The 13,422-nt window shown below is 46.4% G+C and carries 12 protein-coding genes; 5 read left to right on the top strand and 7 right to left on the bottom strand.

Features of this window, described 5'->3' with window-relative positions:
• The first annotated feature begins 197 nt into the window (after positions 1-197).
• Positions 198-1,913 (top strand): FliC/FljB family flagellin, encoded by a 1,716-nt coding sequence (locus LBW88_RS06405; protein WP_224931594.1) that lies wholly within the window; start codon positions 198-200, stop codon positions 1,911-1,913.
• A 167-nt stretch (positions 1,914-2,080) separates the two neighbouring features.
• On the top strand, positions 2,081-3,283 hold the full coding sequence (gene fliB / locus LBW88_RS06400; protein ID WP_224931596.1) for a flagellin lysine-N-methylase: 1,203 nt from the start codon (positions 2,081-2,083) through the stop codon (positions 3,281-3,283).
• A gap of 609 nt (positions 3,284-3,892) precedes the next feature.
• Here the strand turns inward: fliB and LBW88_RS06395 are convergent.
• The 7 genes from LBW88_RS06395 to LBW88_RS06365 form a co-directional block, all read right to left on the bottom strand.
• Positions 3,893-4,252, bottom strand: coding sequence for a hypothetical protein (locus LBW88_RS06395; protein ID WP_224931598.1), 360 nt, complete (start codon positions 4,250-4,252; stop codon positions 3,893-3,895).
• Between the two features lie 160 nt (positions 4,253-4,412).
• Positions 4,413-4,742, bottom strand: a complete 330-nt coding sequence (locus LBW88_RS06390; RefSeq protein WP_224931600.1) for a type 1 fimbrial protein — start codon at positions 4,740-4,742, stop codon at positions 4,413-4,415.
• Positions 4,743-5,268: 526 nt separating this feature from the next.
• Complete coding sequence (locus LBW88_RS06385; RefSeq protein WP_224931601.1) at positions 5,269-6,324, bottom strand: fimbrial protein; 1,056 nt, start codon at positions 6,322-6,324, stop codon at positions 5,269-5,271.
• Between the two features lie 12 nt (positions 6,325-6,336).
• On the bottom strand, positions 6,337-8,889 hold the full coding sequence (locus LBW88_RS06380) for a fimbria/pilus outer membrane usher protein (RefSeq protein ID WP_224931603.1): 2,553 nt from the start codon (positions 8,887-8,889) through the stop codon (positions 6,337-6,339).
• A gap of 56 nt (positions 8,890-8,945) precedes the next feature.
• Complete coding sequence (locus LBW88_RS06375) at positions 8,946-9,629, bottom strand: molecular chaperone (protein ID WP_224931605.1); 684 nt, start codon at positions 9,627-9,629, stop codon at positions 8,946-8,948.
• Positions 9,630-9,677: 48 nt separating this feature from the next.
• The gene (locus LBW88_RS06370; RefSeq protein WP_058959866.1) at positions 9,678-10,211 is read right to left on the bottom strand and encodes a fimbrial protein; all 534 of its coding nucleotides are present in this window, start codon (positions 10,209-10,211) and stop codon (positions 9,678-9,680) included.
• A 331-nt stretch (positions 10,212-10,542) separates the two neighbouring features.
• A complete protein-coding gene (locus LBW88_RS06365) occupies positions 10,543-11,253 on the bottom strand; it encodes a hypothetical protein (protein WP_224931607.1) in 711 nt (236 codons plus the stop codon).
• 550 nt (positions 11,254-11,803) lie between these two features.
• On the opposite strand from LBW88_RS06365, the gene LBW88_RS06360 reads away from it, so the two are divergent.
• The 3 genes from LBW88_RS06360 to LBW88_RS06350 are packed head-to-tail and all read left to right on the top strand — an operon-like array spanning position 11,804 to position 13,301.
• Positions 11,804-12,163, top strand: coding sequence for a hypothetical protein (locus LBW88_RS06360; protein WP_224931609.1), 360 nt, complete (start codon positions 11,804-11,806; stop codon positions 12,161-12,163).
• 42 nt (positions 12,164-12,205) lie between these two features.
• Positions 12,206-12,904 carry a hypothetical protein gene (locus LBW88_RS06355; RefSeq protein ID WP_224931611.1) on the top strand — a complete coding sequence of 233 codons (699 nt, stop codon included), beginning with the start codon at positions 12,206-12,208 and terminating at the stop codon, positions 12,902-12,904.
• A gap of 34 nt (positions 12,905-12,938) precedes the next feature.
• Positions 12,939-13,301 (top strand): cell envelope integrity TolA C-terminal domain-containing protein, encoded by a 363-nt coding sequence (locus LBW88_RS06350; protein ID WP_224931612.1) that lies wholly within the window; start codon positions 12,939-12,941, stop codon positions 13,299-13,301.
• Positions 13,302-13,422: the final 121 nt, after the last annotated feature.

The following is a 13,422-nucleotide window of genomic DNA, read 5'->3' as shown; positions in this document are numbered from 1 at the left end:
GATCAAGCTGCACTAAAGAAGTGCGGGAAGAGGGCGATAAAGATAAGCGTGACAGGTTGAAGGGAAAAATTTTCGCCTGGTACTAAAAAATCTCTAAAGGTTGTTTAAGCACAGACGATAACAACTTTGACGGCGCTGAAGCCGGCGGGTTGAAGCCCAAACCATAACCAAAGACTTGATTAATAGGAACTTAAACCATGGCTCAAGTAATTAACACCAACAGCCTCTCGCTGATCACCCAAAACAACATCAACAAGAACCAGTCTGCTCTGTCTACCTCTATCGAGCGCCTGTCTTCTGGTCTTCGTATCAACAGCGCTAAAGATGACGCTGCTGGTCAGGCAATTGCCAACCGCTTCCAGTCAAACATTACTGGTCTGACTCAGGCTGCTCGTAACGCCAACGACGGTATTTCTGCTGCGCAGACTACTGAAGGCGCACTGTCTGAAATCAACAACAACTTACAGCGTGTTCGTGAACTGACTGTACAGTCTCAGAACGGCACCAACAGCCAGTCTGACCTGGACTCAATTCAGGACGAAATCAAATCACGTCTGGACGAAATTGACCGCGTATCTGGTCAGACTCAGTTCAACGGCGTGAATGTACTGTCTAAAGACGGCACTCTGAAAATTCAGGTTGGCGCGAATGATGGAGAGACCATCAATATCGACTTGAAGAAGATTGACTCTTCTACTCTGGGCCTGAACGGTTTTAACGTTAATGGTACTGGTACTATTGCTAACAAAGCAGCGACCATCAGTGACTTAGCGGCAACTGGTGCAGATGTATCTAATTCAAGCGCTATCACTGTTACTACTAAGTTTGATGCACTTGATGCAAAAACAGCTTTCGGCAAATTGAATGATGGGGACACCGTTTCAATTGGTGCTCAGAGCTATTCATATGATGCAACCAACAAAAATTTCACTACTAACACTGTCGTTGCAACTGGTACCGATACTCAAAACCTAGGTGACTCTCTGAAAGCGGCGGCTGGTCAGACCCAGTCAGGAACCTACACCTCTACTTCAGGTAAAGTAAACTTTGATGTAGATGCCAGTGGTAACATTACTATTGGTGGTCAGGCCGCTTATATTGTTAGTGGTGCGTTGACAACCAACAACCCAACCGGTTCAGCAACTGCAGCTACAATGAAAGGCCTGTTTGGTGCTGCAGATACTAATAACAATGCTGGTGCAGCAATCGCATCATCTGTTGATTTTGGCGGTAAAACATATAGTTTCGACGGCGGAGCAGGTGCACCAGTTGTTGGCGGTGGTGTAAGTTATAAAGATTCAATCTCATCGGATGCTCTGTTGGCAAAGGTTAACGCCGATGCAACTGCTGATGATGTTAAAATTAAATTCAATAACGGTCCTCTTACTTTCACTGCGAGCTTCAAATCTGGTGTTTCAAGTGCTACAGCCTCTAATCCTGCGTATGTAGATAGTGACGGAGCCCTGACAACTACAGCATCTTATGACACTAAATATTCAGTTGATAAAGATACTGGGGCAGTAAGCGTAACGGGTGGTACTGGCACAGGTAAATACGCAGCAAACGTCGGATCACAAGCATATGTTAGCGCTTCAGGTAAACTGACCACCGAAACCACCAGCGCAGGTACTGTTACTTCAGATCCACTGGCAGCACTGGACTCAGCTATCAGCAGCATTGATAAGTTCCGTTCTTCACTGGGCGCGATTCAGAACCGTCTGGATTCAGCGGTGACTAACCTGAACAATACCACTACCAACCTGTCTGAAGCACAGTCTCGTATTCAGGATGCTGACTACGCAACTGAAGTTTCAAACATGTCTAAAGCGCAGATCATCCAGCAGGCGGGTAACTCAGTGTTGGCGAAAGCTAACCAAGTTCCACAGCAGGTTCTGTCTCTGCTTCAGGGCTAATTGCTCTAAGCTTCAAGCATGTAAAACCTCGCTTCGGCGGGGTTTTTTTATGGCTAAGAAAAGCCTAGTTTTGCTCGGTTGTTAATCAGATTGATTCAATAATGACTTGTTATTATTACTTTAATTTATTCCTTGGACGTATTATCGATATAAGAAGTAGATAAATTATGAAAGAAATCTCCGTAGTTTCGCCGGTTTTTTTTGATACTTTCAAATGCATTGGGGGGGAATGCCGTGAGCACTGTTGCAAAGGCTGGGTCGTTACTCTTGATAAACCTACGGTCAATCGCTATTTGAAAAGTGGTGAGATTGATATTCGCAGTATCGCAACTGAAAATATTATTACGACAAAATCCAGTTATGATAACTGGGGAAAAATGAAAATGTCGGAACAGGGGCAGTGTGCTTTTATGGATGAAGAGCGCCTGTGCAAAATTCATAAGTCACTCGGCGCTAGTGCATTAAGTGCAACCTGTGCAACTTATCCTCGAGTGCAAAAAAAATATAAAATAGAATTACGTCAGAGCTTAACTCTCTCTTGTCCGGAAGCAGCTAAGCAATTATTAATGCGTGCTGACTCTATGCTTCTAGAATATAAGAAAATTTTACAGCCCCAAACTTTCAAAGTTGCAGATGTAGATCAGGAATCACGATTAATTAATCTAATGTGTACAAATATATTACTTTGCAGTGGGGTTAATTTGGAAGAGGGTTTTTATGGCATCGCGCTATTATTTCTTTACCTTGATAAGATTGTGGACGTTGAACAAAAACATGAGAAACTGGAAGAGTATTATTTTAGTATTGTTGAATCCATCAATAATGGCCAAATCAAAAGTAAAATTTATGATGTAAAACCTGATTACCAACTGCAATGGGGATTGTTATTGCGTATACAAACGCATTTATCTCAAAGACCTGGCGTGCGTGGCTGGTCAACCCTACAACATTACATTAATAAATTAATATTCATTCAAGGTGATGGTGCTGCAAATGAGGAGGTCAATTCTTCCATGCAGCGTTTAGACGCGGCATGGCATAACCGTATGATGCCATGGCTCGCGGAACGTCCGCACATCATGAGCAACTATCTGCAATATCGCATGTACAACGATGATTTCCCCGGCAAGAAAAAAATCAGTAATCTGGCGAATCTATATTTGCTGGTGGCGGAATGGTTCTTGCTGAAGTCCTTGCTCTCCGCCTGCGCTGAGCTGGTGGAGAATATTGAAGAAGAAGACATCGTGAACATTATTTACAGTTATCACGCGGTAACCAAACACGACACACATTCTGACGATGCTTTTTTAGCTGAGATTGAGCGCTCCAAAGTTAATGACGATCTCTCGCTGATTTATTTGTTGAGATAACGTTAACAGCGTACGAAATACAGCAGCACTGATTGTAGACGGGAAAGAAACGCCCAGCCCGAAAAGTAAAGCGTCCGAGCTAGGGTGGCGAGGGCGATCGGCATGGATGCCTTGTTCCTTTGCGGTCAGGTTTGGCGTTTTTTAACCTTGCACAGATCCAGCAGTAACTTATATTCACTAATTCCTCCCGCCCTTAGCCAAATCTCCCAAGCACCGCCAATCCCAATTTAGCCCAGAGCCCTGCAAGCGCCGAAAAGTAACCTGCCTGTTACAGTCCGCATGAATTTTGCCGATAACTCCCCCACAGAATGATTCCTGTTTTACGCAGCAATTTTCCATTTTTCTGGGGTGTCTGTACGCTTCAACTATGACTTGTTATCGGATGAGCAGCTGACTTTTGAAGAGATCGCCCTGCGTTATGCGCAGCAGGATCCCGATGAGAAAGAATTCACTCGACTAGATTTCACAATCTGTTGATCAGTGCGATGTTTGCCTAGAAGAAAATCTACAGTCCGCTTGAAATGCCGAAGAGATTGAGAACATTGCAACAGCAAAAACTAATAGCATTGCTACAAATAAGGAGACGGGGGGATTTCTTGATATTGAAAATCAAATCCGGCTATAGCCAATATCCCTTAAGTCAGAGCACCGCACCTTCGCTTCAAACTCCGTCGTCTTGCCATTATTTTCCAGCGAAAACGGCACCACAATATGTGTACTAGTCGCATTTAGCGTTGTCGGGTGAATATACAGCGAGCCAATCTGCACCTGAAACGTGCCAAAAAATGCAGGGTTCGCATGGTTCAACAGGTCATCTTCAACCTGATTCTGCACACGCTGATGATCAATATTCATACACGCAAGCTGGTCCTGCTGAAAGTCGGTTTTCTTGGCATAAGCGTAAAAGCCAGCGGCACCCAATCCTAAAACCAGCAGTGAGAAAAGTTGACTGCCAAATTTGCTGTGCATCGTTTGATTTCCTTATTAGTGACACCGGAAATCATAATCAATGCAATTAGCCAGTTAATGGGTTCTGCCTATGGTTCAGGCTGAATTAAGCGCGAACTGGCGCTTTACAAATAAAAAAGCCGCGATGGTAAATCGCGGCCTTAATCAATTCGTCATGAATTTAGCGGTAGTTCACCGTTAAAATTCCTTCGCGTTTCGCATCACTCAACCAATCGAGTTGGGCTTCCGAACGGCGGTTGTTAAAGGCGATGGTCTGCACATCTGAAGTGGAAAGAGATTGCTGATGATACTCGCCTTGTTCGAAGCAGCGACTGGTGATCGCGGCTTGATTCACATTGATACGGCAGGCAGGTTGGTAAATTTCACCGCTGAAGTGCACGCGGCCCTTGCCCACCACACCAAACTGCTCGCTGGCAGAAGCGGTGCTCGCTGCACCCATCAATAAAGCAAATACCGCAACCTTGCTGAGAGTACCGATATTTTTCATCATTGTTCGCTTCCTTATGCTCTACGTTGCCGTATCAAGATGTGCAATCCGGATTAGGATTCATCCGAAGCTGTGTCATTAATGAGGAGCATAGCCTAAGCGATTGATCTGCACAGCATACTTTGACTTAAGTGACCGATGTTTTTTCCGATCAATTATCGATAATTAATTCGCATAAACAATGAAGGGATAGTTGACTGCTTTATCGCAAATTTTTTTGGCTGCAGGATTTTTAACGTTTGTTAAGTGGGTGCAGTAGCAAGGAATGCTGAAAAAATACTGAAGTGAGGGATGGTTGCAATATGAGCAAAGGAATATGGCGTAAGCATATTGAGCCAAGTTGGTGTTTTGGTCGCCATAAATGACGACCTTACAGAGGATAGGGTGAGTTTTTGCAGGGGGGTTAATTCATGTACTTTGAGATTTGATGCGTTAAATAAAACCTGCCGTGAAATTTTATGAACGGTAGAAAGCAAAAAGCCGATGCACAATGGCACCGGCTTTGAGATCAAACACTGTTCGATAGAGTCTACTTAAAGGTCACATCCACATTCGCTGAAGCGGAAAAATCACCAATCTTCGGGTTGCTGTTAAGCCAGCGCAGCGTGGCAATAAAGTTATTTTGCACCACCTGACCATTGGCATAACCCAATGCCACACTGGTGTTCATCGGGATGAAACTGTCCTGATTATCTGCTGTGGCGACTGAAATACCGAAGCCGCTGTCAGTGCTCGGCATGATGATATCCGTACCGCTGGTCGGGTAAGTGGTGCTAAAACTGGCAACGAACGTCTGTCCCTGACAATCTTGCCCTGCATTGGTCAGGTTGGCGACCACCGCGAAAGGCACGCGTTTTTCAATCACACCCGCGCTGGCATTACGTGATGGCAGGCTGCCGAAATTCACCGTCGAACCGTTGTTAGAGGAGATATTGACCTGCGGGGAACAGGAGATAAAACGGATATTGCCCAGTCCGGTAATAAAGGCGCGGAAGTTGCTGTCTGGCGTGCTGTTGAGTCCTAAAACGCCATCCACCTGAAAGATTGCATATTGGCCCGTGTTGGTAATCTTACCACTGGACGGTGGCGCGCTGCCGGTGGCCTTTATATAGATGGAGTAGTTTACCGTCACGGTTTGCGCTCGCGCCGGAGACTGGCAATAACTTCCCCCCCAGCTGGAAACTCTGCGACATACCGTACCCTGGCCGACATCAGTACGCGAAGCTGTAACCGGTTTGATGTCAACACTGTTATAAGTTACACCCACTTCAATTGAAGGGTGGATAGACTGCATTTGGCTCAGCGGATCCCAATAAAGGTAAGCATCTTCACCATTGGGATAGCCGTTAGTGTCTTCGCAGCGAAAGGTCGAGGTGTAGTTTTGTGAGCGCCACAAAATGGTGCCGGCTTTTAGTGTGGCGGTGGAAACCTGAATCGGATCGGCGATGGAGATGACCTGACGGATATTTCCCGATGCCGCTTCTTTGCAAGACAGGGCAAAACTGCTCTGAGAAAACAGTGCTGCACTCAACGCCAGCAGCGTTAAACAGGCGCGGATCACGCCGCGAAAATGAAGAAAACGCATCAATACTTCCTTTTAATTGGGCGTGCAGCGCAGAGTGAATTCCTGATAACCCGCTTGTGAACCGTTCCCTAATTCCGGCAATGTGATCCAGCAGTGTTCGTTATCCGAACTGCCCCAGCGCAGTTGCAGGCGTTCACCGCTGGCCACACCGGACACAAATGTGCTGCCATTGGTGCCGACCACACCGAGGTTGCTGCCGTTTTGATTAAACACCGAAGCACCTATCGCCGGGACATCACCATCCGGTAACTGCGCATGAATCAGCGCACTTTTGCCGCTGCGGGTTTCAAAGGTCACGCGGCTGATGGCGCCATAGGTCGGCACCACGTCTTTGACGGCCAGAGGAATATCCAAATCGGCGCCGATATCATCGGTGCGCAGCGCCACACGGTTGTGGTGATAGGCGGTGGCCGAGGTCATCACCGCATAGCCGGAACGGTTGATCGCCACTCCCGGCTGATTCTCCAGACGGACACCTTGCGCCTCTTTGGCTTCCACTAACACCACGGTGTTTTGCAGTGGCTGCGTGAGTGTTAAGCCGCCAGAATGCAGCAGTGCGCCGCCCGACAAGTTGAGGTTGGTTTGTTGATAGGCATCGCTGTAGGTATAACCCAATTCTGCATTGCCCATGCTGCCCATGTAACCGACATCGGCAGTGCTGGTCTGTCCGGCATGGCTGGCCTTACCGGTCTGCACATAATAGTTGAGGCGATTGTCATCCAGCAGGCTGCCGCTCAGACCGGTGTTATAGCTGCTGCCACTCTGTTTGCTGTCGGCCAGGTTAAAGGTGGCTGTGACCGGTTGGTTTTCAAAGGCATTAAATGGCACCGAGAGCGTGAGGGATACGCTGCGATCGTGCTCGCCATAGTTGCTTTGCGTGTCCTGCAGGAATACTCCGTAATTCACTTTTCCCCAGCTGCTGTTGAGACCAGTTTGCAGCGTGCGGTCACGGTTATCGGATCCCCAATAGGTTTGATTGGTCATTGAGGCATACACCGAGACCGGACCGATATGCTGATTAATGGTCAGTTCCAGACGCTGGCGTTTGTTGTTGTACTGGTTGGTGTAATAAGTATTGCGCCGGGTATCTGCCCATGACGGCACGCCATTGCTCACTTCGCTGGTGTCGGTATAGTCGTTGCGATAGCGGCCATTTTCATAGTTGGCGCGCTCGGCCACCATATCGCTAAAATCGTAATAGCCCGAAGTGGAGTAGCGATAACCCGCAATCTGCAACTCAGTACCCAGGGTATTGAGCGATTTGGAATAGAGAAAACGGAAGCTGGCACCTTGTTTCTGATCGCCGTTGGCTAAATCAGTTTTTGACCACGCGGTATCAAAAGATGCCGCGCCAAACATCCCCAGGCTTTTCCCCATTCCGAGCACCGCCGAGCTGTAGTGATCGGCAAACAGCACACCGCCATAAGGCGTAATCTCGTACGGCAATCCGCGCGATAGCGTGGCTTGCACAAACTGAGGATGATAGGTGGTGGATCCATCCTGATAACGACCCAGCGTAAAAGCGTAATCCCAAATCCCTTCGCGCAGCATGTTCGACACGGAAGAGAAGGGCACGGCATAATGCTGTCGCGATCCGTCAGCTTCATAAATGGTGACCTGCAAGTCACCACTTAAGGTGCTGGGATAGACATCGTTCAGGGCAAATGGCCCAGGTGCGACCGTTGCGCTGTAAACGGTATAGCCATTTTGCTGCACGTCAACGCGTGCATTGGTGCGTGCCACGCCGCGAATCACCGGTGCATAGCCGCGCAAGCTGTCTGGCAGAATTTCGGACACGCTGGAGAGTTGCGCGCCCCGGAACTGGAAGCTATCAAACACGCTGTTGCTGGTACTGCTTTGCCCAAGCAGTAAGCGAGAACGCCAGGCGATAATGTCGGTTTCAGCCCAGGTGGAAATCGGTGTCCAGTGGCTGCGCTCACCGCTCTGTTTCTGCCACGTCGAGGTATTGCGTACGCGCCAGCGGCCAAGGTTCACGCCGCTGCGTGACGACAAATAATAATATTGGCTGCTGCTCTGGCTGCCGTTGTCATGAAGACGATTATCGGAGCTATTAAAGTTGTAATTGACGAAAGCAGCATTAATGCCGTTGTCATACACCAGCGGGGAAATCGCGCCTTTTGGCACGGGAATCAAAAATACCTGCGGAACCGAGAGATCAACGCGTTGCACTGCGGCGTCATAACTGACGCTGGCATCTTTAAAGGTATTGGCTAAATCAACGCAGCTTTCCGCAGAGGTTGTCGCCGTGAGATCGACACCATAAGCAATCAACTGCTCAGCGGATAAGCAAGGAGCAATGGCTTTTTCAGGCGAAGGTTTGCGGAACACAACATCACGATGGTCAACACGTTGCCCATTTAAGTAGATATCGAAGGGATAACGGCCAGGTAAAATATCATCGCCGGTTGCCAACTCAGATACCGTTGCCGCGTCACCGTGAATAAAGGATGTGTTAAAAGCCTCTTCTGCTGAAACAGAAAAGGCCTGGAGTAATGCAATGGTGAGAAGGGATAGCTTAACGGTATGATTGTTATTGGTTTTCATTAATCATGGTTTCGCGCTTTCATGCACCAAAGAAGAATTGCTGTGCGTCATCTTTCTTATAAAGCGTTTTGCTTTGCGGTACTGTTGCCGCCAAAGTCGTTGATATAACTTGCCTGCACACTGTTTGCTGATTCTGCGCCAGCGGGCAGTTTGACCGTCAATTTGCCGAAGGCATTCACCATATCCGCATTCACTTGCCACTGTTTGCCCGCTGCGTTTTTTACTTTCAGTACGGAGAAGGTGATGTTCAGTGGACCCGCGTTATCAACCACCAGCGTATCGTTTTGCTTATGCCATTTAAGATTTTCCACCTGTTGTTCCAAAGAGGTGTTAAGGCTGGCGGGGCGATAAAACAGTTTGACTCGCGTACGCACGGCGATCTGGAGCGTGTTAGCTTCTTTAGGCGCAGGGGGGATTTCCTGCACATTGACCCAGAACACCGTTTCACGATCCTGTGGCAGACCTTGTCCTGCATAAATAAAACGCAGAATGGCTTCTTTATTGCCCGCGAGTTTTAAAACGGGCGGGATAACCTGAATCGGAATGTCTTTGGGGGTTTTGCTGGCGTCACCGCGATCCAACCAGGTTTGCACCATATAGGTGTCATTCTGATCGTTGCGGATGTCCAGTGAGGCAGATTTTGCATTACCGTTGTAAATAACACGGCTTTCATCAACCTGAATACCTGCAGCGGCGCTCGCAGAATAAACAAAGAGTACTGCTGCAAATAACTTTTTCATGGTTTCACTCACTGGACGCATGCCATCCCTGGCGATTGCTGATTTAAATTACTTGTATTCGATGGTGAAGCTTGAGCTGGCGTTGGCTTCGCCCGGCGTTACGGTTTGGTTGAACGATTTGTAACGCGCTTTCAGGTTAAATACCGCAGTACCGTTAGGTGTGGTGGTATTGCTGCTAGATGCTGTAACCCAGGCGGTGTTGTCATCAGCAGTCTGGTTAATTGGCAACACTTTCTCGTTATTATCCAGAATTTCGATACCAACACCCGTCGCTGCGCTGACTGCCAACAGGTTAGGATTGCCGGCTACCGTTGGGCCGTCAAAACGCAGGGTGTAGCTGCCGCTGTCGCAGTTTGCCAGGTTGATGGAGAAGGCTTTGGAAGCCGTCACATCGCCAATTTTGCTGAAAGCGGTGGTAGGGTATTTACCGATGAAAACTTCTTTGTTGGCATCCGTTGAATTCACGGTACAGGTAGATTTCACGATGCTACCGGTGAATTTTACGGTGCCGTTAGTTGCGTGAGCGTTCATGGTCATCAGAACCAGTGCAGCTGAAGCCAGAGGCAAAAGAATCTTTTTCATCAGGTACTACTCCAAAGTGGGAATTCAGTTGATTTTTGTTATCCCGATTCCGACTTCGCTGCATTCAATCAGCGCGTGGCCAGTGATTCGTGATAGTCATTAGGAAAACTCTTAACTGCCGATGACTATAAATATCTGGCCCTGCGTGATTGATAGTTGTTAACACTTAATTTTCAATAAACTATCGGTAAAAACATTTTTAGCGTGTTTACATTTGCGATAAGTACCAAATCTATTTGCTTATTTAAACCAAATTCAGCTGGCAAAAACTCAGTATAAAACGCTATTAATCAATAGATTATGTTGGTTTTTTCGGGGGCGTGCGGCTAAGTTAGCGAGTTCGCTGTAAGCGTTTAATATCGAGGATCAGCTCCATCAGCACTTCCTCCATACGACGAGTAAACATCATGCTGGGTTTTGCGAAGGCACATGACAGGGAGAAGTAGTTTGACTGAGCACTGGCGGCATCAAAATGCGTAATTTCTTTCAGGTTTAGCAAGGTCAAATCAACAGGGTATTGGCCATAATTTTGCAGATTCAACACCATGCTTTTGAGTAGCATGCCGGGTTTAGTCAGCGTCGGAAGCGTGCCGGAACAGATTAATTGCACACCTCTTAGCGAAAGGTCTTTGATTGCCATCCGGTGAACATAACCGTCACGAAAACGCCCTTCGCAAATAAAACCGAACTGTTCTGGGATTGTGACACGAACGCTGCTGCGGCGTTGGGTGATAGCAATTTCCGAGGGAAAGGAAAACGTCAGACGATGGAGCGCCGATGAACGCGCAATGAGCTGAGAATTAAATGCGATTTTCTCGGTGGTCCCCTGAATCACCATAACAAAGGGGCTGCCTGTCGCAACTTCATCGAGTTCGGCGATGATCTGAAAACCATTTAGGTCGAGATCGATAAAATTACTGCTAATAATTTTACCGTCATGGAGAAATTCTACGCTGCCATGCCGTTTTTTCGCCTCACGCAGCATTGCCAGTATTTCAAAGCGATCGGATTTCGTGACTTCCTTGTAACTTGCGTTGTCCATAATTGCATCAATCCTTAACCAACTGCCAAGGGTAAGCCTGGCCGAATGGCAGGCTAACCTTATGATTTGAAATTATAATTAGATTACTTTTCTGCTTTCTCAGAGAAGGGGAGAATACAGGTTGCGTAACAGTGACGAAGAGATAAAAAGCAATTGAATATGCCCCGGAATTAGCTAACCGTAAGTGATTCAATGGCTAGAAATATCCAGAAATTCATGGTGAAAAAGGTTTCGTCCTGCGCGTCTTTTTTTAAAATGCCTGCGCAGTGTCCGCAATGTCAATTGAAAACGTAAAGGAATTGTATTTTACCTACTAATATTAGTAGGTGGTGCAAGGGGGTATTTCATCAGTTTTGGATGATTTTAAAGAAGGAAAATAGCATGTCAGGGCGCATGGTTATTGAGTTTGTTTGAGATTTCTTAAGCGGGGAAGTTTATCGTGGCTAACATTTCAAATTGTTTAGACCTTTACAATCAGCACTTTTTGCTAAACCTTTTTTTCCACAGTTAGCGTTAGAATCCTGAAAAATTTAAATAAATGGACTTTGTGATGGGGAAGAAAGTATTTATTCCTTTGGTGGCCGTTGCCGGTCTGGGATTGGCATTCGCCAGTTACAGCGGCTGGGACCAAAATAACCAGATTCAGCAAGACCGATTAACGTGCCCATTAATCAAGCCGGAACAAATTGTGGGTAGCGTTGAACGTGATCTATTAAACAAACCAGCTGAAGCCTTTTTCCATAAAAGTCGAATTACTATTGGTGCTCTGCATATCGATAGTGAAAGTATTCAACTTGAGCAGGGGACGCATTATTCAGTGTTTTTCACCATAACAGGAAGAATGGTGAGGAAGTATGTGGCATCAGTAAGATGTTCAGATTTAAATGATATTTCTTATAATGAATTATAATTATATTTAAGTTTTTATTTATTTTAGGACAAGGCTGCACCTGTGCGTGATATAGAATTAACTCGATCTTATTTTTATCAGAGTGAGATTTTAAATACTGAATTACATTTTTATATCCATCACGTAGTAATACATTTTCAATCTAATGTCTTTTTATTGACGCCCCCTGAAAAAGGGAAATTAAAAAATACATTGCTCATCGCAGATGGGCCGCGATGGCGTAAGCTTTCTTACGTGTGGCATGATGAAATAACTAATATTTTCAAGTTGTTAAGCTTCACTCCGCAAACCAAATCCGCCATGCTTGCACAGAAGCGCAGCCTAAAAATGATCCATCAGAATGGCACCGATGTTGACTACTCTCTGCCAGGGTTAGGATCACTGGTGGAGAAAACACTGATAACTAACAATACTGTGCTTACCTGCAATCATAGAGGTAGTCAGATAACCCATTCTTCGGGGCATTGGCTTACTGTTAACTATCACGGTGAAATAGAATATGGTTTACGGCGTTTTGGCCAATGTATTAAGTGCCTTGGCAATCCACTTAAAAATTTTACCGAAAGCGACAATGTGACTCAGTACAACAAAGACCTGGACTTTATTACTCTGGCTGCAATGATGAATTCACATTATTCATTCAATCAAATGAATGATTTTCAGCGCGTGCAGAAGTCTGATTCCGACCGTTATCTCGCCAGACATCATCATGTGCTCGATCTGGCGGCAAATCTGTTATAAATGACAATTGATTATTTTTCACAGGACGTGATCGATGAAAATTCTTCCTCTGGCTGTTCTGCTACTCGCGGGTTGTGCACCCATTAAACATCCTCGCAACCACGTTGATAAACCTCCAGCGCCCGTGGTGACCGATCTCAAAAGCTACTATTACGCCGTCCATTTTGCTATCCAGACCCAGTTTTTTGACGCTGACCACTACGTTGGCAAAACCTGCAATTTACGTATTGATCTTGATGCAAAAGGTCAGGTAAGCGGTATGCATGGACTGAGCGGTGATTTATCTCTCTGTACCGAAGCGATGTACGCGGTAAAGCATGCCGAGTTGCCCGCTCCGCCTTCGGCAGAAGTGCATGAGAAGACCAAAAGTATGGTGATAGTATTTGCTCCTCAGTAAGGATGTGCGATGAATCTCACCGATACGATTAAAGCGCGATGCAATTTATCGCGCAACCCTGCAACCCACCTAACAATTTCAGGTATTTCCTTCTGTCCTAAACCAAATTCTGTCACACCAG

The organism is Pantoea sp. alder81 (assembly GCF_020179835.1).
In the GTDB taxonomy this organism is placed as follows: domain Bacteria; phylum Pseudomonadota; class Gammaproteobacteria; order Enterobacterales; family Enterobacteriaceae; genus Pantoea.
The sequence above is the reverse complement of the archived record's forward strand: the minus strand, read 5'-3'. Positions and strand labels throughout refer to the sequence as shown.